This is a genomic window from Anaeromassilibacillus senegalensis, assembly GCF_001261775.1.
Lineage (GTDB): Bacteria > Bacillota > Clostridia > Oscillospirales > Acutalibacteraceae > Anaeromassilibacillus > Anaeromassilibacillus senegalensis.
On the sequence record NZ_LN868537.1, the window covers coordinates 891,778 to 911,111 of the forward strand.

At 51.1% G+C, this 19,334-nt stretch carries 20 protein-coding genes; 10 read left to right on the forward strand and 10 right to left on the reverse strand.

What is annotated here, in order from left to right:
• Positions 1–20 precede the first annotated feature (20 nt).
• Both BN2106_RS09830 and mscL read left to right on the forward strand, forming a co-directional pair.
• Positions 21–1,316, forward strand: coding sequence for a 2-hydroxyacyl-CoA dehydratase (locus tag BN2106_RS09830; RefSeq protein WP_050698358.1), 1,296 nt, complete (start codon positions 21–23; stop codon positions 1,314–1,316).
• On the forward strand, positions 1,313–1,720 hold the full coding sequence (gene mscL / locus BN2106_RS09835) for a large-conductance mechanosensitive channel protein MscL (protein ID WP_050698359.1): 408 nt from the start codon (positions 1,313–1,315) through the stop codon (positions 1,718–1,720). Before BN2106_RS09830 ends, mscL begins: the two co-directional genes overlap by 4 nt.
• Positions 1,721–1,758: 38 nt before the next feature.
• On the opposite strand, the gene BN2106_RS09840 is transcribed toward mscL, so the two are convergent.
• Genes BN2106_RS09840 through BN2106_RS09850 form a run of 3 tightly spaced genes read right to left on the reverse strand, consistent with a single transcriptional unit; the run spans position 1,759 to position 5,461 of the window.
• Positions 1,759–2,889, reverse strand: a complete 1,131-nt coding sequence (locus BN2106_RS09840) for a Ger(x)C family spore germination protein (RefSeq protein ID WP_050698360.1) — start codon at positions 2,887–2,889, stop codon at positions 1,759–1,761.
• Positions 2,886–3,989 (reverse strand): GerAB/ArcD/ProY family transporter, encoded by a 1,104-nt coding sequence (locus BN2106_RS09845; protein WP_050698361.1) that lies wholly within the window; start codon positions 3,987–3,989, stop codon positions 2,886–2,888. Before BN2106_RS09845 ends, BN2106_RS09840 begins: the two co-directional genes overlap by 4 nt.
• The gene (locus tag BN2106_RS09850; protein ID WP_195891820.1) at positions 3,986–5,461 is read right to left on the reverse strand and encodes a spore germination protein; all 1,476 of its coding nucleotides are present in this window, start codon (positions 5,459–5,461) and stop codon (positions 3,986–3,988) included. The genes BN2106_RS09845 and BN2106_RS09850 overlap by 4 nt, the downstream gene beginning before the upstream one ends.
• A gap of 204 nt (positions 5,462–5,665) precedes the next feature.
• On the opposite strand from BN2106_RS09850, the gene BN2106_RS09855 reads away from it, so the two are divergent.
• Both BN2106_RS09855 and BN2106_RS09860 read left to right on the forward strand, forming a co-directional pair.
• Complete coding sequence (locus BN2106_RS09855) at positions 5,666–6,337, forward strand: DUF421 domain-containing protein (protein ID WP_050698363.1); 672 nt, start codon at positions 5,666–5,668, stop codon at positions 6,335–6,337.
• A 13-nt stretch (positions 6,338–6,350) separates the two neighbouring features.
• Positions 6,351–6,731, forward strand: a complete 381-nt coding sequence (locus BN2106_RS09860; RefSeq protein ID WP_050698364.1) for a DUF4363 family protein — start codon at positions 6,351–6,353, stop codon at positions 6,729–6,731.
• A 99-nt stretch (positions 6,732–6,830) separates the two neighbouring features.
• Here BN2106_RS09860 and nrdR read toward each other — a convergent pair whose 3' ends face one another.
• On the reverse strand, positions 6,831–7,295 hold the full coding sequence (gene nrdR / locus BN2106_RS09865; protein ID WP_050698500.1) for a transcriptional regulator NrdR: 465 nt from the start codon (positions 7,293–7,295) through the stop codon (positions 6,831–6,833).
• A 101-nt stretch (positions 7,296–7,396) separates the two neighbouring features.
• Positions 7,397–8,179 (reverse strand): sugar phosphate isomerase/epimerase family protein, encoded by a 783-nt coding sequence (locus tag BN2106_RS09870; RefSeq protein WP_050698365.1) that lies wholly within the window; start codon positions 8,177–8,179, stop codon positions 7,397–7,399.
• A gap of 364 nt (positions 8,180–8,543) precedes the next feature.
• On the opposite strand from BN2106_RS09870, the gene BN2106_RS09875 reads away from it, so the two are divergent.
• On the forward strand, positions 8,544–8,987 hold the full coding sequence (locus tag BN2106_RS09875; protein WP_050698366.1) for a hypothetical protein: 444 nt from the start codon (positions 8,544–8,546) through the stop codon (positions 8,985–8,987).
• A gap of 106 nt (positions 8,988–9,093) precedes the next feature.
• Here the strand turns inward: BN2106_RS09875 and BN2106_RS09880 are convergent, their stop codons facing one another.
• Entirely contained in the window at positions 9,094–9,342 is a 249-nt protein-coding gene (locus tag BN2106_RS09880) for an AbrB/MazE/SpoVT family DNA-binding domain-containing protein (RefSeq protein WP_050698367.1), read from the reverse strand.
• 154 nt (positions 9,343–9,496) lie between these two features.
• Here BN2106_RS09880 and BN2106_RS09885 point away from each other — a divergent pair, with 154 nt between their 5' ends.
• Positions 9,497–9,745 (forward strand): helix-turn-helix domain-containing protein, encoded by a 249-nt coding sequence (locus tag BN2106_RS09885; RefSeq protein ID WP_050698368.1) that lies wholly within the window; start codon positions 9,497–9,499, stop codon positions 9,743–9,745.
• Between the two features lie 394 nt (positions 9,746–10,139).
• Positions 10,140–12,050, forward strand: coding sequence for a ribosomal protection-like ABC-F family protein (gene abc-f / locus BN2106_RS09890; protein WP_050698369.1), 1,911 nt, complete (start codon positions 10,140–10,142; stop codon positions 12,048–12,050).
• 42 nt (positions 12,051–12,092) lie between these two features.
• Here abc-f and BN2106_RS09895 read toward each other — a convergent pair whose 3' ends face one another.
• Complete coding sequence (locus BN2106_RS09895; protein ID WP_050698370.1) at positions 12,093–12,338, reverse strand: HPr family phosphocarrier protein; 246 nt, start codon at positions 12,336–12,338, stop codon at positions 12,093–12,095.
• 101 nt (positions 12,339–12,439) lie between these two features.
• On the opposite strand from BN2106_RS09895, the gene mtaB reads away from it, so the two are divergent.
• Positions 12,440–13,729, forward strand: a complete 1,290-nt coding sequence (gene mtaB, locus BN2106_RS09900; RefSeq protein WP_050698371.1) for a tRNA (N(6)-L-threonylcarbamoyladenosine(37)-C(2))-methylthiotransferase MtaB — start codon at positions 12,440–12,442, stop codon at positions 13,727–13,729.
• A 34-nt stretch (positions 13,730–13,763) separates the two neighbouring features.
• Here mtaB and BN2106_RS09905 read toward each other — a convergent pair whose 3' ends face one another.
• Positions 13,764–15,074 carry a glycoside hydrolase family 10-like protein gene (locus BN2106_RS09905; RefSeq protein WP_050698372.1) on the reverse strand — a complete coding sequence of 437 codons (1,311 nt, stop codon included), beginning with the start codon at positions 15,072–15,074 and terminating at the stop codon, positions 13,764–13,766.
• Positions 15,075–15,228: 154 nt separating this feature from the next.
• On the opposite strand from BN2106_RS09905, the gene BN2106_RS09910 reads away from it, so the two are divergent.
• A complete protein-coding gene (locus tag BN2106_RS09910) occupies positions 15,229–15,594 on the forward strand; it encodes a zinc-ribbon domain-containing protein (RefSeq protein ID WP_050698373.1) in 366 nt (121 codons plus the stop codon).
• Positions 15,594–15,881 carry a DUF1294 domain-containing protein gene (locus BN2106_RS09915; RefSeq protein ID WP_050698374.1) on the forward strand — a complete coding sequence of 96 codons (288 nt, stop codon included), beginning with the start codon at positions 15,594–15,596 and terminating at the stop codon, positions 15,879–15,881. The genes BN2106_RS09910 and BN2106_RS09915 overlap by 1 nt, the downstream gene beginning before the upstream one ends.
• 104 nt (positions 15,882–15,985) lie before the next feature.
• On the opposite strand, the gene BN2106_RS09920 is transcribed toward BN2106_RS09915, so the two are convergent.
• Positions 15,986–16,831, reverse strand: coding sequence for a 4Fe-4S binding protein (locus tag BN2106_RS09920; protein WP_242846295.1), 846 nt, complete (start codon positions 16,829–16,831; stop codon positions 15,986–15,988).
• Between the two features lie 90 nt (positions 16,832–16,921).
• Positions 16,922–19,333, reverse strand: a complete 2,412-nt coding sequence (gene leuS, locus BN2106_RS09925) for a leucine--tRNA ligase (RefSeq protein WP_050698375.1) — start codon at positions 19,331–19,333, stop codon at positions 16,922–16,924.
• Position 19,334 lies beyond the last annotated feature (1 nt).

Genomic DNA, 19,334 nt, shown 5'->3' on the forward strand with positions numbered 1-19,334 from the left:
ATCCGAAAGGAAGATACGATATGGCAGAATTGCAATTTGATAAAACCGGCCGCCTTCTCTTTACCAAAGAGATGAAAAAGGAATACACCATCCTCTGCCCGATGATGCTTCCCATTCATTTTGAGCTGTTTGTGGACGTATTCCGCAACTGCGGCTACAATGTGGAACTGCTGACCACCAGCGGCCCCAATATTGTGACAGAAGGCCTGAAATATGTCCATAACGATACCTGTTACCCCGCCTTACTGGTCATTGGGCAGTTCATCGACGCGTTGCACAGTGGGAAATACGACCTGGACCGCACCGCCCTGATCATCACCCAGACCGGTGGGGGCTGCCGCGCCAGCAATTACATCCATTTGCTGCGCAAGGCGCTGCACAAAGCGGGACTGGACCAGATTCCGGTTATCTCCCTGAACCTATCCGGATTGGAAAGCAATCCCGGATTTTCCATCACGCTGCCGATGATTCGCAAGATGGCGGCGGCGGTCGTCTACGGAGACGCGCTGATGCTGTTGAACAACCAGGTCAAGCCGTATGAGCTGGAACCGGGCGCAAGCGAACGCATGGTGCAGAAATGGACCAAAGACCTCTGCGCACAGTTCCGCCAGGGTAAGGGCATGGGCCTGAAGAGCGAGGAAGCCAATCTGTTCCAGATTGTAAAGGACTTTGCCTCCATTCCCATGCAAAAGGTGCCGAAGGTCAAGGTCGGCGTCGTCGGGGAAATCTATGTAAAATATGCGGCGTTCGCCAATAACCATCTGGAGGACTTCCTGGCGGAGCAGAACTGTGAAGTCAACGTACCCGGCCTGATGAGCTTTGTCCAGTTCAAGGTGGACAATCGCCTGGAGGACATCAAGCTGTACGGCGGCAGCAAAGCCAAGTACATGGTGGTCAAAACCCTGATGGACTACGTCACCAAGATGCAGGATATCCTGATCCGGGCCGTCAAAACCGAGCCCAAATTTGCTCCGCCCGCCACCTATAAGCACATTAAGAGCCTTGTTAAAGGCGTGATTGGCTACGGGGACAAGATGGGAGAAGGTTGGCTCCTCACGGCGGAAATGCTGGAGCTGGCGGAGTCTGGCTTTGAAAACATCGTCTGTGCGCAGCCGTTTGGCTGCCTGCCCAACCACATCTGCGGAAAGGGGATGGTCCACCGCATCAAAAAGGTTGCACCCAATTCCAACATCGTTCCCATTGACTACGATCCCAGTGCCACCCGGGTCAACCAGGAAAACCGTATCAAACTGATGCTCGCGGTCGCCCGTGAAAAGCTGGCCGCCGAGACAAAACAGGAGGTTTCTGGCAAATGAAAAAGATGTTGAAAGAATTTAAAGAATTCGCAGTGCGCGGCAATGTGATGGATATGGCGGTCGGCGTTGTGGTCGGCGGCGCATTCAGTAAAATTGTCACCTCTTTGGTGGACAGCATCATCATGCCGGCACTTTCCCTGATCACCGGAAAGGTCAATCTGTCCGATCTGGCTTTTACAATGCCGGTTTCTGGCACCGCGCCCATCGTGCTGGCATACGGCAGCTTTTTGCAAACCGTATTGGACTTCATCCTGATTGCGTTTTCCGTCTTCCTGATGGTAAAGTTTATCAACCGATTCCACAAGAAGAAGGAAGAACCGCCCAAGGCAGAGCCGGTTCCCAGCAAAGAAGAAGTGCTGCTGACGGAGATTCGCGATCTATTGCAGGAGCAAAACGAAAAATAGAAAATAAAAAAGACGGCAGGAAATTTCCTGCCGTCTTTTTATCTGCTGCCGCTTTCCAAACCGGTGATCTCCTGCCCGCCGCGCCGCAGCTTTGCCTCCACTGTCACGGTAAATTTTGCGTTCGCCATCTCCTGCTTCCAGTTTTCTCCATGCATTCTCCAGTACTCCGGGTCGCTCTGATACACATGACGGCCAAAGTTAAAAATATCGCTGCTGTTCTTTTTGATGCCGGTAATAATCGCTTCCTCGCATTCCTGTTTTAAGCGCTGTCCCAAAAGCTTTTCCAGGTTCTGATACATTTGAAAGTCCAGCTTTTTTCCGCTGACCATATCCGCTGCGGCGATGCTCGCGCCGCATTGAATGGAAATATCAAAACGGAGCGGATCCCCGTCCGTGACGGGTTCTATTTTGGCGTCCGCTTTTTCCAACTCGAAGGTCACTTTGCCGATTTCCGGCACACTAAGGACTTCCGTACCGCCTTCCAGTCTCCCTGTCAGCAGCAGAAAGCCGCGCGTCTCCTTTTCGTCGAGCTGGGTTTTCAGCTTATCCCCTTGGAATACGGCTGTACCCGCCGCCATGATCTCCTTTTCCTGTTTCTGTACAACAGGCAGATACGGCGACGAACCTTCGCCGCGAAGCTGGTTGATCACGTCCAGCATCTCCGCGTTGACGGTTTTTCCGTTGTATTTGCCCGCTTTGGCGACCTCTGCGATTTCACGCGCCTGCACATATTTTCCGTCTTCTTTTTTGGTATTCAGGACACCTTCCGCTGTGCCGTTCGCCATCAGGACATTGACAGTGGGATGCGCCTCCGGATAGCGGATAAAAAAATCAACCGTATCGCTCAGCCCCCGCTGGGCACACGATTTTCCCAGCACCAACAGCAGGCTGTGGCTGTACAGCGGCTTTTTGCCTGTTGAAAGGGTGACCGCATTCATCGCGTCCATCGCAGATTTCCCCTCTCCCTGCAAGACCGCCACGGTGTCGTCATCCTTTTCCCCCACCTGGCTCACCTGCATCGTCGCCTTATAGGAATCGTTTTCATAGTCGATTCCCACCCCCTGGATCAAAAGGCGCTGGCTCAGCTGCACCTGATAATGACAGCCCTGCAGCAGAAAGCTGCACAGCAGGCAGATAAAAAGACAGACTGCACAAAATCTTTTTTTCATACCTTTGCATCCTTCCCTGAAAGCTTTTTCCTTTTGACAATGTCAACCACCAGCAGGACACCGGGAAACAAAACCGCCACACAGCACGTCAGGATGAAGAGCAGCGGCACGCCGTAAAACAGGCGCTGCAGCGGCAGGGACTTCGTTGTCAATACCGACAGAACCGCAACCGCGATCGCACCAAACGGCAGCACAACCCGGCTCGCCATCTTATTGGTCGCTTTCCGGGCACAGAGCATGAACAGATAGGCGTCTGTAGACATCTGAATGATCAACCCTGCCGCCCAGATGGTGATGAAAACAACGTCCAGCCGTTCCAGAATGCCGGCGTCCGCCAGAGCGGCAGCCGTGTATACCGGAAACAGCTGGTTCTTCAAATAGCTTCCGCCCACACCAACCATTCCCAGGATTAAAAAAGAAATCAGGCTGTAGATTCCCACATTCCATGCGACAAAACCGTGTTTTTTCTTTCCATGGACGCGCGGCAGCAGCAGCGCCATTGTGGCAAAGCCGGTACTGCGGGCCAAAAACAGAGCGGTACCGGTCAGCATCTGCTCCGGCCCGTTATAAAGCAGCGGCTCATAATTGATCATCTGTATCTTGGGCAGAAGTGCCACACCGATCCACACAATGCCGATCACCATAATGACCAGAACAAATCCGGCGGTACGCGCCACCGCTTCAATTCCCTGGTACGCCGTATAGCAGATCACGGCCACAATGGCAAACGCAATCAGCCAGACCGGCATTAAGGGTTCCATCACATTGTTAAGAAACAGCTGAAAGAACGACAGATAATAGCTGTCAATTGCCATAAAATACAAGCCGTATAAGAGCACAAAGACAAGCATGCCCGGCTTTCCCAACAGCTTTTCGGACAGGTCCAAAACGTTTTCCGTCCGGTTGCGCCGATGCAAGAAATACAACGGGAGAATGGCGATAAAATTAATACCCAACGCAAGCGCTGCCGACAGGATATTGTCCATCAAATTGCTGCCGCCGCCCAAGAGGGTGTTAAACGTCAGCATGATGACGCTTCTGTTGACAAACAGAATGGAAAAAAGCTGTCCGGCACTGATACAATATTTTCTTTGCGTCATAATTCATTTCCTTTTTGATCCGCATTTTTGATATCCGAGCCCGGCATATTCTGCACCAGCTCCACATCCTTGGAAAGCACCCGCCAGCTTGCCCGGACCAGCACATCGCGCATACTTTTCAGATTGAAGGGCGACAGCGGCGCGCTGAAGGGAATCTGATACACCATCTCGCTGCAAATGTTGATGATCATGACCATTAAGCCCAGCGCCAATCCCCAAAAACCCAGCGTACCGCCCACAACAATAAAGGCAAAGCGCATGATGGCAATCGGGCCGTACATGTTGGGTGTGACATAGGAGGCGGTTGCTGTCAATGCGATAACCATCAGCGTCGGCGCACCCACCAGACCGGAGTTGACGGCCGTTTCTCCAATGACCAGCGCGCCGACGATACTGACCGCGTTGCTCAGCGGCTGTGGAACCCGCAGGCCCGCCTCACGCATGATCTCATACAGAAAATGTATGATAATCGCTTCCAGCATAACGGGAAAAGGTGTGGTCGCCTCTGCCTGCGCGATTTTCAGCATCAGCGCTTCCGGCATAAGCTCCGGATGGAAGGTTGTGGCAGACACATAAAAGCCCGGCAGAAAAACCGCCAGGAAGAAGGAAAAGAATTTTAACCAACGGCTGAATGTGGCGTAAAACGGGCGAAACGCATAGTCGTCAAAGCTTTGGAAATTCTCTACAAAGAGATGCGGCACAACCAGTACGTTCGGCGTACCGTCCACAATGACAGCGACGCGTCCTTCCGCGATCTTTCCGCAGACCGTGTCCGGCCGCTCTGAAAGGCCGACGCCGGTAAAAATAAAATGACTGCTGCGCCGCACCATCTGGTGTGAAATATAACCGGCGGCCAGCACCGTTTCCATCTGTACATCTTTGATCCGTTTTTTGACGCGGTTGAGCACCTCCGGAGAAACCGTGTCCCGCAAATAGCAGATGCAAATGTTTGTTTTGCTTTCTTTCCCTATGGTAAACAGCTCAAATTTGAGCTTCGGCGTATGCATTCTGCGCCGGATCATCGACATATTGATCAGAAAAGGCTCCACAAATCCCTCGCGGGAGCCGCGCTGAGTCACTTCGTTCTGCGGCTCGGAAATGCCGCGGAAGGAAAAGCCCTGTACGCTGAACGCCATCATGCGGATACAGCCGTCGATCGCCAGAAGTGCAAACCCGTTCATCAGCTTCTGCATCGCCGCATCGTATGTGTCCACCGCCGTTTGGTCCACCGTGGCCAGGGTATTGTTGCAGATGTAGTCAAATTTTTTTACAGGGTCCTGTTCCAGAATTGTACCGTTCAGTATGGGATTCATAATGCCCTGTGCGATGACCTGTTTATTGACCATGCCTTCCAGCGTCAGCAGGGCGGCGTCTGTACCGGTAATTTCAAATTTACGCATCACAAAATCGGCGCTGCCGTCAAACTGTGTATCAAAATAGTTTAAATTCTCTTTCAAGGATGCTGCCATCATTGCTATCACCTCATCACGGTTAATTTTGACAATCTGCCCGGCAATTATACACGCTTTCTTTGCAATCCTCTTCCCGGAATTTCGGCTGAAAACAGAATAAACCGCTGGTAACCGTCCATACTGTTTCCAGATGCAAATAAAAAAATCACCTCCGCTGCCTGTGTATGCGGAGTAAAAATCTAAACAGAATGGTGGCATTAACGTATGGCAATCTCTTTAATCAGAACCCTGCTGCTATACATAGTGATTATTGTAGCAGTCAGGCTGATGGGCAAGCGGCAGATCAGCGAACTGCAAACCAGCGAGCTGGTGGTCACCCTGCTGATTTCCGACATTGCGGCGATTCCGATGCAGGATACCGGACAGCCTCTGGTGAGCGGTTTTATTCCCATCGCGGTGCTGGTCATGTGCGAAATCCTGGTTTCCGTTTTAATGCTGAAAATCCCCAAATTCCGCAGGATGGTCTGCGGGCGTCCCATTGTCGTCATCAGCGACGGTAAGCTGATCCAGGCGGAAATGAAACGGCTGCGTATGTCCACCGAAGACCTCGGCGAACAGCTGCGCGAAAAAAGCGTGTTCAGCCTGGAGGACGTCGCGTACGCGATCATCGAGACAAACGGAAAGCTCAGCGTCATCAAAAAGCCGGATAAAGAGACGCCCACCGCAGGTATGATGGGCGTAGCCCTGCCGAACACCGGTATCGAAACGGTCGTTGTCAGCGACGGCGTCATTTCGGAATTTGCCACAAAGCTCTGCAACAAAACGCCGGAGTGGATAAAGGGCATTCTGCATGCAAAAAACGTACGATTAGAAGATGTATTCATTATGACCGCCAACACAAAGGGCGACTATAATATTATCCCAAAGGAAATATAAGGAGGGGAATCCAATGAAACGGCTTTGGGCCTCTGCTATCATTCTGGTGGTTACCCTGACGCTTTGCTGGCTGGGAATTAACACGACGCTTAACCACTCCACGCATTTGAGCGAAGCCCTGGAACAGGCACAGGCAGCTGTGGAAAGCGGCGATATCGCAACCGCCATTCAGTTGAGCGAACAGGCGGAATCCGATTGGAGGGATTCCCATCAGATTATGTGTACGTACATCCCCCATACGCGGTTGGAATCGCTCGATATGTCCCTGTCCACATTGGCGCCATTGCTGCGGCACGGCGCTCTGGACGAGTTCTCCGCCGAACGGGCGCGCGCATCCGCACAAATTGCCAGCCTGCGTGAAACAGAACTGCCTACTTTGCAGAATATTTTATAAAAGACCAAAACGGCTGTTGTGTTTGTTATAAACACAGCAGCCGTTTCTATCATCCCATACAAAAAGGACAGCGGGAACCATCCCGCTGTCCTTGCTTTTTTACTTTAAAGACCTGGATTTCATGATCCGGTCCAGTTCCTCTTTGAATGTTGCAATATCCTTAAACTCCCGATACACGGATGCAAACCGTACATACGCCACTTCATCCAGCTCTTTCAGCTTTTCCATCGCAAGCCTGCCAATCTCGTGAGAGGGAACCTCTCTGTCGAGGGAATTCTGCATGCTCCCCTCAATCTCATCCACCACCCGCTCCAGCATGGCAACGGAAACCGGGCGCTTCTCGCAGGCGCGCAGCAAACCGTTCATCAGCTTATTGCGGTCAAAGCTCTCACGGGATTTATCTTTTTTAATCACAATCAAAGGAACTGTTTCAATCACTTCATACGTGGTAAACCGTTTTGCACATTTCAGGCACTCTCTGCGCCGCCGAATGCGCTCCCCTTCGTCTGTGGGACGGGAATCGATCACCTTGCTCTCTTCATAACCGCAATATGGGCATTTCACATGCATTACCCCTCTACTATAGCGTTGGATTCTTTAGGCTAATTGTAACATATTTGTAACGGTTTATTCAAGCTTTTTAGATCGAAAAGTTCAAGAAAAACCTAAATCAGACGTTCTACGACCGACCTCGCCATACAAACCTCCTGCAAATTTTTAAAATTACTCCGGTAAACCTCTATGATCAGGTCCCCCTGATAGCCAAAGTCCGCGATCAATCTGCGAAAACGGTCGTAATCCATTGTACCGGACCCCGGCAGCAGACAATCCGACTGCGGCGTGTTGTCATTGATATGGATATGGATCAGGCGTTCGCCCATTGCGGCACAGACGGCATAAGGGTCCTGCCCCGCACGGACCGCCTGCTTGATATCGCATACAAACGCACAGGTATCCTTCAGATAGGAACGCATCTGAGAGATAAACGCGGGCGTTTCACTGCGGAACTGGTTGACGTTTTCCTGCGCCAGAGTCACGCCGTAGCTTTTCCCCAAGGCATATAAAGCCGCGTAGCGTTCAAAATAGGCTTCCTTTGTCAATTTGCTGTATTGGTAGTCTCTTTGTCCGTGCAGCACCACAATTTCCGCCCCCAGCAGATTTGCGGCTTCAAAATACTGCTTATAAAATTCCAGACTGTCGCGGAACCTGCGCTCATACTCCGAAAACAATAAAAAGCCTTCGTATCCGGAGGTAAACGGATGGACCGATTTAATCCGGGCGCCGTATGCGTCCGCGTGCTTTTTTAATTCCTTCAAATAAACCGGTGAAAGCTCTGAAAACGTATTTAAAAACACTTCAAACAGGCGAAAATCCATGGAAAGCAGCGTGGAAAGCGACTGCTCCAGTTCCATGGGATATAGGCAAGCTGTGGAAATCCCCACCTGCATATGCGCAGCACTCCTTTTTGTTTGCTGAACCCCGTCCAGCGTTGATTTGTTTATTATATCATCGAATGAATGAAAAATCCAGTTTATTCAAGGGGATTCCCGTGCATACTAAAAATAAAAAATAGTTGATTCCGAAGAAACCTCCGCGCAGAACGACAGAAAAACCACAGCAGACCATTTTTTGTTGCGTTTAGAAGTGAAAAATCTCACGATTTTCTTAATGCAATAAAAAATAGTTGATTCCGAAGAAACCTCCGCGTGGAACGACAGGAAAACCACAGCAGTCCATTTTTTGTTGCGCGTGGCTATCTCGGGATTTTCTATAAACCATGGGCGCAATAAAAACAGAAAGGCGGTAACAAGGATGGTCACCAATCAGAATACACAGCTATTAAAGGAAATCTATGAGGCATCCGCCATGGGCATGGAGGCAACCAAGCTGGTCCTCCCCAAAGTAACCGATGAATCCCTGCGCGGAGAAATTGAGCGGCAGGCACAGAAATACAAGGGGCTGGCGGTAAAAACTGAAAAAATGCTGGCAAAGCAGGGCGAAACGCCGGACGCGGAACCCGCCATGAAAAAAGCCATGCTTTGGGGCTCCGTACAGATGAATACGCTGGTCGACTCCTCCCCCACGCATATTGCGGAAATGATGATCAGCGGCACCACCATGGGCATCATCGACATGACCAAAAAGCTGAACCAGCTGGATGAAGCCGACGCGGGCGCCAAAAAACTGGCGGAAGAATATATCCAGGGCGAGCAGAAAAATATTGAACTCCTGAAGCAGCATTTGGGTACTGTTTAAGTTCCGCCGTTTCATTTTGCCAAGATTGCAAAAAACACCTCCCGCATCTTAAAACAGTGCAGGAGGTGTTCCCTTTTCACATTTACATCTTTGTCTATTCCTATTTTCATTTCAACTCTGCAATACAATTATCGCAAAGATAATAACCCGATACAACTTTTTTCAGATTCTCTGTCGACCTGCATTTCAAGCATATTCTGGTTGCCTTTCGCAAGATAACCTGTTCGTTCTCCTCGTCTACCAGAATCTCCAAACCACTTGTTTCTTCAATGCCTAATACATGTCTTACTTCGACCGGGAGTACCACACGTCCCAATTCGTCTACTTTTCTGATTACGCCCGTTGATTTGACCATTGTTTACAGCTCCTATCTTGTGTTCTATTTTGCCTGTGTACTTTCCATACATGAGCAAAATTTCCGCGTTTCTGATCTTTAACACAAGAATACTGCTTTTTTATGTTAAAGTCAAGAAAAATAAGCATCTTTAACATATAGGATAGGTGTTATTGTGAAAATTTATGATTACAATGGGCGTAAAAATATATCTGGCGACCGTATCAGAGAAGCCAGATTAAAATTAAAACTGTCCCAGGCTGAACTTGCGGCTCAAATGCAAATTGAGGGCATCAATATTGAGCGTGACAGCATCAGCCGAGTGGAAATTGGCACACGCTTTATCCCTGACTACGAATTGCCTGCATTTTCAAAGGTATTGAATGTTCCTGTAGAATGGATTTTGGGAATGAAAGATCACTGAGTGTCTATGTTTTGGACGACATAGGCACTCTTTTATATTGCCAGCAATTTTCCGTATCTGCGACCGGATAACCCCGGTCTTGATTTCATTCCGCAAATTCTTTATAATGGTAGGGGTTGTTGCAGTTTGTATTCTGCAACGGCCCCGGAAGTCCATCCGGTCGTATAAAAGGTTCGTAAAGAACCATATCACTCGTTCCCACTCGCTCTTCTCAGGAAGAGAATTCCGTTCTCTGCGGAGAACGGCAAAGGGCTCTGCCCTTTGATCCCGCCGCTTTTTAGAAAAGCGGAAAAACACATTTCGCTCTATGTTACAATCAAAACAAGGGCTCCCTATTTTATATGACAGCCACTGCGCACGGCAGCGCCAGTGGTTTCTACAAAGGAGAATCCCAATGGCCTTGCTGAGCGCAAGCAATCTTCATAAATCATACGGCACGGACCTGGTGTTCCGCGCCGCTTCCTTTGAAATACAGGAGGGTGACCGGATCGGCCTGGTGGGTGTAAACGGTTCCGGCAAAACCACGCTGTTCCGCATTCTGACCGGCGAGGAAACCGCCGATGAAGGCGACGTCTATAAAGCGAATGCTACCGTCCTGGGATATATGGAACAGCACGTCTGCCGCGATTTGGAGCGCAGCGCATACAGCGAGGTGCTGACGGTCTTTGCAGACCTGCTGTCCATTGAAAAAGAATTGGACGCAATCAATCTGCAATTGCAGGTACATCCTTCCGACGAGCTGATCGAACGCCAGGCACTGCTGAACGATCAATTCGTTCACTCCGGCGGGCTCACCTGCCGGGCGCGGGCGCGTTCCACCCTGCTGGGCCTCGGCTTCGACGATCAACAGATGAGCATGCCCATCGGCGTGTTGAGCGGCGGACAGAAGGCAAAGTTACAGCTTGCCAAAATGCTGCTCTGCGGTGCAAACCTGCTGCTGCTGGACGAGCCGACCAACCATCTGGACATCGCCTCCGTCGAATGGCTGGAGGACTTCCTCCGCTCCTACAGCGGTTCCTTTATCGTCATTTCCCATGACCGGTATTTTCTGGACCGCATCACCAACCGCACTTTCGAGATGGAAAACCACAAGCTTACCCTGTACAAGGGCAACTATACAAACTACTTACAGCAAAAGGAAGAAAACAACCTCGCCCTACAGCGCAAGTATGACAACACCACAAGGGAAATCCACCGCATTGAAGGCATTGTGGCCCAGCAGCGGCAGTGGAACCGCGAAAAAAGCATCAAGACCGCGGAAAGCAAAATGAAAATGATCGAGCGATTGGAAAGCACGCTGGAGCGCCCGGACGACAAGGTGGAAACTATCGACTTTGACTTTGGCATCAACCAGCGGGGCGGCAACGACGTCCTGACGGTCGATCACCTGGCGCTGGGCTTTGATGGAAAGGCGCTGTTCCGCAACGTCAGTATGCACGTCAAACGCGGCGAGCGCATCTTCCTGATCGGGCCGAACGGCTGCGGCAAAACTTCCTTTTTAAAAAGCCTGTTGGGCATTTACAGCCCTTCTGGCGGAGAGGTCCGCTTCGGTGCGGGGATCGACACCGGGTATTATGATCAGATTCAGGAAGGGCTTCATCCGGAAAAGACTGTGCTGGACGAAATCTGGGACTCCTATCCCCGCATGACACAGACGGAAGTCCGCAGTGCGTTGGCGGTCTTTCTCTTTAAAGGGGAAGATGTGTTTAAAAGCGTGTCCGCCCTGTCCGGCGGCGAGCGTGCGCGCGTTTTGCTGCTGCGCCTGATGCTCTCCCGCGACAATTTCCTCCTGCTGGACGAACCGACCAACCATTTGGACATCGGCTCGTGCGAGGCGCTGGAAAACGCCCTGCAAAGCTATGAAGGCACCCTGTTCATCGTTTCTCACGACCGTTACCTCATCAACAAGATTGCGAACCGCATCTATTATCTGGATGAGAACGGTGCAACAGAATACGCTGGCAACTACGATTACTATCTGGAAAAAACGAAGGCGGCGGCTGTGGAAAAAGCACAGTCCGCCGTCCCCAAGGAAAACGCCTATAAGCTGCGCAAAGAGCGCGAAGCCGCCATCCGCAAGGATCGTGCGGCGCTCAAGCGTCTGGAATCACGCATCGCAGAAACAGAAGAAAAGATCGCTGAGACGGAGGCAGAGCTCTGCAAGCCGGAGGTTGCCAGCGACTATCAGGCGACGTTGGAGCTGGCACAGGCATTGGAAACACTGAAGGAAGAAAACGAAACGCTTTTCCTGGACTGGAGCGCGCTCAGCGAAAAGCTGGAGGAACAGGAAACGCAGCAACAATAAAAGCCCAGCCAATCGGCTGAGCTTTTCCTTCTTTCATCCCTTTTATGACGCCCTTTGGAACACCGCTACCTGTTGCAGGAAATCCTGCACTTCCGGCGCGTCGCTGTCCACTTCAATTTGAATCGGTTTTGATAAATCCAGGCTGAAGACGCCCATAATGGATTTTGCATCAATTTTATATTTGTCCGTTGTCAGATGGATCCCAAAGGGAAACTGATTCGTCAGCGATACAAACTTCTTCACTTCTTCAATGCTTGTCAGCATAATCTGTGTCTTACACAATGCCATTACCTCCATCTCTTTTCGTTTCTTATTTTATAATCATAGCGCAGGAAAAAGACCGGGTCAATACATTATTTGTAAATTTTATTACATACAGGAGCTTCAAAATGAAAGTTAGCGTACTCACTCTCGGCTGTAAAGTCAACCAATATGAATCGCAGGCCATGCTGGAACAACTGGTTTCCGCGGGTTTTTCCGCATGCGAAACGTCCGCGGAAAGCGATGTGGTACTGATCAATTCCTGTACTGTCACCGCAACCAGCGACCAAAAGGTGCGCCAGACGCTACATCGCGCCCGGCGGGCCAATCCCAACGCTGTGATTGTGCTTACCGGCTGTATGCCGCAGGCCTTTCCCGAGTTGGCGGAACAGCTGACCGACGCGGATATTGTTTTGGGCAACTCCAATCGGCGCTCCCTTTTGCCGGATATTCTGCAATATCTCTCCTCCCGTCAGCGCATTGTGGACATCGTTCCGCATGAAAAGACCGCCGCGTTTGAAAGCATGCACGTCGACCGCTTTTATGAGCGCACCCGCGCCTTCATCAAAATAGAGGACGGCTGCAACCGCTTCTGCTCCTATTGCATCATTCCCTACGCGCGGGGCCGGGTCCGTTCCAAACCGCTGGAAGAACTGAAGCAGGAGGTTGCGGACATCGCGGCAAACGGCTACCGGGAGGTCGTACTGACCGGCATCAACCTCTCCGCCTATGGGCAGGAGCTCGGCCTTCACCTCTGCGACGCGGTGGAAGCCGCCTGCGAACCGGAAGGAATTGCGCGGGTACGTCTCGGCTCTCTGGAACCGGAGCAGCTCAGCGAGCCCGTCATTGCCCGTCTGGCACGGCAAAAGAAGCTCTGCCCGCAGTTTCATCTCTCCCTGCAAAGCGGCTGTGACGCGACGTTAAAGCGCATGAACCGCCACTATACAGCCGACGAATACCGCACCATTGTCCGCAATTTGCGCGCGGCATTTCCAAACGCCGCCATCACCACAGATATTATGGTGGGATTTCCCGGGGAAACCGAAGCGGAATTTGTGGAATCGCTTGCCTTTGCCGAAGAAATCCGCTTTGCCAAAGTCCATGTATTTGCCTACTCACGCCGCCCCGGCACCAAAGCCAACGATGCGCCCGGCCAGGTGACGCAGCGCGTCAAAGAAGAGCGCAGCCGCCAGATGATCGCACTGACGCAGAAAACCAAGGAAGCCTTTTTTCAGGAGCAGCTCGGCCGCACGGAAAACGTTCTTTTTGAGCGTGAAACCGCCAAGCATGTATATGACGGATACACGGAAAACTATACCCCCGTCAAGGTCAGCAGTACAGAAAATCTCTGCGGGCAGATTCGGCCAACCGCTCTACAGGAGGCTGACGCGGAATGCTGTTTTGGCAGGCTGGTCTGAAAGGCCTGTTTGAACTCTTTAGTCTGAGCAGAATTTAACCATTCAATTGTTTGATCACATTCTGGATTTCTTCTTTTGTTTGATCTGCATTTAAATATTCCCAACTGTAAAACATGAATCCGTCACAGTCGGTTTGTCTTCCCAAAGAGACCTGCTGTGCCAGAATGTTGTTGGATTTTTTCCAGGTTCCGTCGTCCGCGTCGGAACCTGCTTTATATGCAGCCAAACCGAAATACAGCTTGATGTTGTCGTCTTTGACCATCTGTTTCCACTGATCCGCCGCCACATTAAACGGCAAGGTGGGATTTTCAAAATTGACGTACAACTGCGGGCAAATATAATCCACATAGCCGCGCACAGAACACCACGCGTTGACGTCCGCGCCGATTTTCAGGTCGTTTTCAACGTTGGCCTGCGGAGAAATACCAAATTGAACCTCCGGCTTCACGCTCTTAATTTCGCTGTAGGTGAGCTGCACCAGCGCATTGACGTTTGCGCGGCGCCACTCCTGCAAATTGAGCGGCGTGCCATTCCTGGCCGCGGACTGTGTATATTCGCTGTAAGCCGCCTGGTCAAAGGAGGCATCCTCCGTGGGATAAAAATAGTCGTCGAACTGGATGCCGTCCACGTCATAATTTTCCGCAATCTCCTTTGCCCCATCGGCAACCAGCTTGCGGACTTCCTTGTATGCCGGGTTAAAGTATTTTCCCGTGTCGGTCTGAACGATCCACCCTGCTTTAGCGGCGTCCTCTTTCCAGAGGTTGTACGCGTTCGTCTGCGCCAGGATGGAAGGCGTATCCCCCAGCTGCACGCGCATGGGATTGATCCACGCATGGAATTCCATCCCGGCGTCGTGCGTCGCTTTTACCATGTAAGCCAGCGGGTCGTAGCCGGGATTCACCCCCTGCGTTCCGCCCACAATATGGGACCATGGATAGAGCTCCGACGGATACAGCGCGTCGCCAAACGGACGGACATGGACAATCAGCGCATTCATACCGACCGCTTTGGAACCGGCAATGATGGCGTCAAATTTCTTTTGGAACGCCGCTTCGCTCCGGTCTTCCTCCTTGCTCATATCAAGGCTCATGTAAGGAACCCAAACGGCGCGCATTTCTTCCGTGGCCGCCGGCGCTGTCACCACAGGAGACTCCTGCTGAACAGAAGACGACGCAGGCGGTTCCTCTGCCTGGGAAGGCCCCTCGGAGGATATCGTTTCTGGTATAGAGGTTTGCGCCGGCTGCGTGCCGCCGCTGAAATTGACCGCCATGCACAATGCAACCGCAATGACAAGCAGGCAAACGCACGCCAGCAGGCTGTGGCGATGGAATAGCTTAATCACCATATTGATTCTTCATCCTTTCTCTCAGCGGCTTCCCGCCGTTCCTGTCGCTTTGTCCAATTGGTTCCATTGTAACGCAACCCATTTGACAGATTGGCGCAAATCGTGTAGGATGGCTAAAGAATCCCGATCATCGGCTTTACTGGAGGTGTAAACCTTGTTTTTTCTGATCAGTATTGTTGCCGGCGGCAGCGATTTAGGCCAGCGGCGTTGTACCATGCCCTGCTGTGGACCTGTAAACGTCTACCTGTCTTATACCTTTCAACAATTCACGTTCTTTTTCATTCCCCTCTTTCGTTTTAACAAGCAGTATTTTCTTACCTGCCCGCAGTGCGGCGCAATCTACACACTCACCAAAGACGAAGGAAAGCGGTTGGAAAAAGACGCGGACGCGCGGGCCGATCCCGCTTGTATGCACTTGGTGCGGCAGACTCATCACAGCCATTGCCCACGGTGCGGCGCACCGGTTGAAGCAAACAGCCGCTATTGCCCGCAATGCGGCGCTTACTTAGGAGGTCAATGATGCAATACTGGATTCTGTATTTTGTTTTTATCAGTCTGGTCGCGATTATCCTGACGGTGCACGACAAAGACGCCGCGCAGAAACACCGCTGGCGCATCCCCGAAGCCACCCTGCTTTGGGTTGCCGCGCTCGGCGGTTCCGTCGCCATGTACTTCACCATGCAGATCATTCACCATAAGACCAGGCATAAGAAATTTATGATTGGGATTCCGGTGATTTTCTTTGTCCAGTTGATCGCAATCGCATTTATTACCGGGCAAATTTCTTTTCCAAATCTGTTTCACTAAAAAATCCCTTCCGCTGGCCAAAGCAAATGGCAGGCGGAAGGGATTTTCTGATAAAAGGATAAAATAAATAATATAATCTGGTTTCATACGGCAAGATCATTCTGTTATAGATGCAGCGATTTGCTCGGACACTCGTCTATACATTTAAAACATAATATGCACTCTGTTCCGTTTATACGTTTACGAGAATTATTGACAACATCAACATCCATAGGACAAACCTTTTTGCATTTTCCGCAGGAAATACATTTATCCATATCGTTTTTGACGCGCAATAAAGTATAATAGCTTGCTGGTTTTAAAAATACAGTGATAGGACAGATATATTTGCAAAAAGCACGGTTGTCCTGAAGCGCAAAAGCCAATCCTATCCCTAAGGCGTAATATAAAACATTTCCAATGATAAAACTCCAGAACATAATCTTTTCAATGTTGGGCAGCTGGAGTACAAAAAGCGCACCAATAAATAAGAACGAGCAAGCAAACACGGCGTACCGGATAAAACCAATCTTTTTTCTTGGATGCCTTGGTACTTTATAGGGCAGCAGATCAAGAAGCATAGCTGTCCAACAGGCATATCCGCACCACCCACGGCCAAAAAGAAGCGGGCCCGCAATTTTTGCAACCACGTAATGAATGACTGCTGCCTCAAACACACCTAAAAACAAATAATACCAAAAACCTTCAATCTGCATGTTCTCGCGGGATATAATTCCAAGATACACAAGCATATATAGGCCCACGGCAAACTGGACAATCGTACGGGCATATTTTAATTTTCTAATATAAAAAGCAATTCCAAGTGCAAGGCATATTCCTATGTAAGAAAAGTTGAATAAATAAAAAATATTATCAAGCATCAACCACAGTGTTACAGCAATTGCTTCAAAAAGCAACCATAAAGCCGTGGGAAACAGATACTTTTTAAGCAGCAGTTTTTTATTTTGCAATGAGCCCACCTCACATTCGCCTTATTTGCATGAAGGCCTATATAAATAGAGCCGCTGCACACTCTTTGTGCAGCGGCTTCTGTCCCTGAATTATTTTGCAACAATGTTAACCAGTTTTCCCGGTACATATATTTCCTTGATCAGCTTTTTGCCGTCGATCTCTGAGGCAATCTTGGCGTCTGCCTTTGCGGCGGCCAGAACCTCATCTTTGGAGAGATCTGCGGCAATCTCCAGACGGGTGCGCACTTTACCGTTGACCTGTACCGCAATCTCCACGGTTTCATCCTTGCACTTTGCTTCATCGTAAGAAGGCCATGCCTGCTGGCAGACCATACCGCCAAAGCCCTGTTCACTCCAGACCTCTTCGGTCACATGCGGGGCAAACGGATTGATCAGAATGGTAAAGGTTTTCAGCTCTTCCCGGGTGATGGAGCCGTCTGTCGCCAGCTCGTTCAGCAGGGACATCATTGCCGCAATCGCCGTATTGAACTTGAGGTTCTCAATATCCTCGCCGACCTTTTTAATCGTTTTATGGAACAGGGACTCCATATGCGGGCGAATCCCGTCCCCAGCAATCAGGTTCTCCTGCAAGTTCCAATACCGCTCGATGAAACGGCGGCAGCCCTTAATGCTGGAGGTGCTCCACGGCGCGGCCTTTTCAAAGTCGCCAATGAACATCTCATACATGCGCATGGTATCCGCGCCGTACTCGTTGACAATGTCATCCGGGTTGACGACGTTGCCGCGGCTCTTGCTCATCTTCTCGCCGTTTTCGCCGAGAATCATACCGTGGCTGGTGCGCTTGGCATACGGCTCCGCGGTGGGAACCACGCCGATGTCGTAAAGGAACTTATGCCAAAAACGGCTGTACAGCAGATGCAGCGTGGTGTGCTCCATGCCGCCGTTGTACCAGTCAACAGGTGTCCAGTAGTCCAGCGCCTCTTTGCTCGCCAGTGCGTCGGGATTGTGCGGGTCCATATAGCGCAGGAAGTACCAGGAAGAACCCGCCCACTGCGGCATGGTATCCGTCTCGCGCTTGGCCGGGCCGCCGCAGTGCGGGCACTTTACATTGACCCAGTCCGTCATGTGCGCCAACGGGGATTCGCCGTTGTCCGTCGGCTCATACGACTCCACCTCCGGCAGGCGGAGCGGCAGCTCGCTCTCCGGGAGCGCGACAAAGCCGCACTTCTCACAGTGTACAATCGGGATCGGCTCGCCCCAATACCGCTGGCGGGAGAAGACCCAGTCGCGCAGTTTGAAGTTGACCTTCGGCTCTCCGATGCCCTTTTCCTTCAGGTACTCCGTAATCTTTACCTTTGCGTCTTCCACGCTCAGGCCGTCCAGAATGCCGGAGTTGACCATAACGCCGGTTTCGCAGTCGGTAAAAGCTTCCTGCTCCACATCGCCGCCCTTGACGACTTCAATGATGGGCAGGTTAAATTTCTTTGCAAACGCCCAGTCGCGCGTATCGTGCGCCGGGACTGCCATGATCGCACCGGTCCCGTAGGATACCAGGACATAGTCAGATATAAAAATGGGAATCTCCCTGCCGTTGACGGGGTTGATGGCCATGACGCCGTCCAGACGGACGCCGGTCTTGTCTTTTGCCACTTCGGTGCGCTCAAAGTCGGACTTCTTGGCGGCTTCCGCCTGATAAGTACGGATTTCCTCCATATTCTTGAGCTGGTCCGCCCACTTCTCAATCAGAGGATGCTCCGGAGAAATAACCATGTATGTCGCACCGTAGAGCGTATCCGGACGGGTGGTATAGATCTTCATTTTATCCCCGGCAGTCGTCTCAAAATCGACTTCCGCGCCGGTCGAACGGCCGATCCAGTTGCGCTGCTGCGCTTTGACGCGGTCCGGATAATTCACCAGGTCCAGATCGTCGATCAGGCGCTGCGCATATTCGGTGATTTTGAGCATCCACTGGGATTTAACCTTGTGGACCACCTCGCTGCCGCAGCGTTCACAAACGCCGTCGACCACCTCTTCGTTCGCCAGCACGCATTTGCAGGAGGTGCACCAGTTGACGGACATCTCCTTTTTATAGGCCAGGCCATGTTTGAAAAGCTGCAGGAAAATCCACTGCGTCCATTTGTAGTACGCCGGGTCCGTCGTATTGATTTCCCTGGACCAGTCAAAGGAAATACCGAGCGATTGCAGCTGCTGCTTAAAGCGCGCAATGTTCTTCTCCGTAACGATCGCCGGATGCACGTGATTCTTGATCGCATAGTTTTCCGTCGGCAGGCCAAACGCATCCCAGCCGATGGGATACAGCACGTTGTACCCCTGCAGGCGGCGTTTGCGCGCAACGATATCCAGCGCCGTATAGGAGCGCGGATGGCCGACATGCAGCCCCTGCCCGGACGGATACGGGAATTCTACCAATGCAAAATACTTTGGCTTTTGAAAGTCCGCGTTGGAGGCATGGAATACGCCCGCCTCTTCCCATTTGTCCTGCCACTTTTTCTCAATCGGTCTGTGGTCATATTTGTTCATG

What these genes read in the sequence shown, in the direction of transcription:
- BN2106_RS09830 (WP_050698358.1), top strand. Translation starts at nt 21, where the DNA reads ATGGCAGAATTGCAATTTGATAAAACCGGCCGCCTTCTCTTTACCAAA.
- mscL (WP_050698359.1), top strand. Translation starts at nt 1,313, where the DNA reads ATGAAAAAGATGTTGAAAGAATTTAAAGAATTCGCAGTGCGCGGCAAT.
- BN2106_RS09840 (WP_050698360.1), bottom strand. Translation starts at nt 2,889, where the DNA reads ATGAAAAAAAGATTTTGTGCAGTCTGTCTTTTTATCTGCCTGCTGTGC.
- BN2106_RS09845 (WP_050698361.1), bottom strand. Translation starts at nt 3,989, where the DNA reads ATGACGCAAAGAAAATATTGTATCAGTGCCGGACAGCTTTTTTCCATT.
- BN2106_RS09850 (WP_195891820.1), bottom strand. Translation starts at nt 5,461, where the DNA reads ATGATGGCAGCATCCTTGAAAGAGAATTTAAACTATTTTGATACACAG.
- BN2106_RS09855 (WP_050698363.1), top strand. Translation starts at nt 5,666, where the DNA reads ATGGCAATCTCTTTAATCAGAACCCTGCTGCTATACATAGTGATTATT.
- BN2106_RS09860 (WP_050698364.1), top strand. Translation starts at nt 6,351, where the DNA reads ATGAAACGGCTTTGGGCCTCTGCTATCATTCTGGTGGTTACCCTGACG.
- BN2106_RS09870 (WP_050698365.1), bottom strand. Translation starts at nt 8,179, where the DNA reads ATGCAGGTGGGGATTTCCACAGCTTGCCTATATCCCATGGAACTGGAG.
- BN2106_RS09875 (WP_050698366.1), top strand. Translation starts at nt 8,544, where the DNA reads ATGGTCACCAATCAGAATACACAGCTATTAAAGGAAATCTATGAGGCA.
- BN2106_RS09880 (WP_050698367.1), bottom strand. Translation starts at nt 9,342, where the DNA reads ATGGTCAAATCAACGGGCGTAATCAGAAAAGTAGACGAATTGGGACGT.
- abc-f (WP_050698369.1), top strand. Translation starts at nt 10,140, where the DNA reads ATGGCCTTGCTGAGCGCAAGCAATCTTCATAAATCATACGGCACGGAC.
- BN2106_RS09895 (WP_050698370.1), bottom strand. Translation starts at nt 12,338, where the DNA reads ATGGCATTGTGTAAGACACAGATTATGCTGACAAGCATTGAAGAAGTG.
- mtaB (WP_050698371.1), top strand. Translation starts at nt 12,440, where the DNA reads ATGAAAGTTAGCGTACTCACTCTCGGCTGTAAAGTCAACCAATATGAA.
- BN2106_RS09905 (WP_050698372.1), bottom strand. Translation starts at nt 15,074, where the DNA reads ATGGTGATTAAGCTATTCCATCGCCACAGCCTGCTGGCGTGCGTTTGC.
- BN2106_RS09915 (WP_050698374.1), top strand. Translation starts at nt 15,594, where the DNA reads ATGCAATACTGGATTCTGTATTTTGTTTTTATCAGTCTGGTCGCGATT.
- leuS (WP_050698375.1), bottom strand. Translation starts at nt 19,333, where the DNA reads ATGAACAAATATGACCACAGACCGATTGAGAAAAAGTGGCAGGACAAA.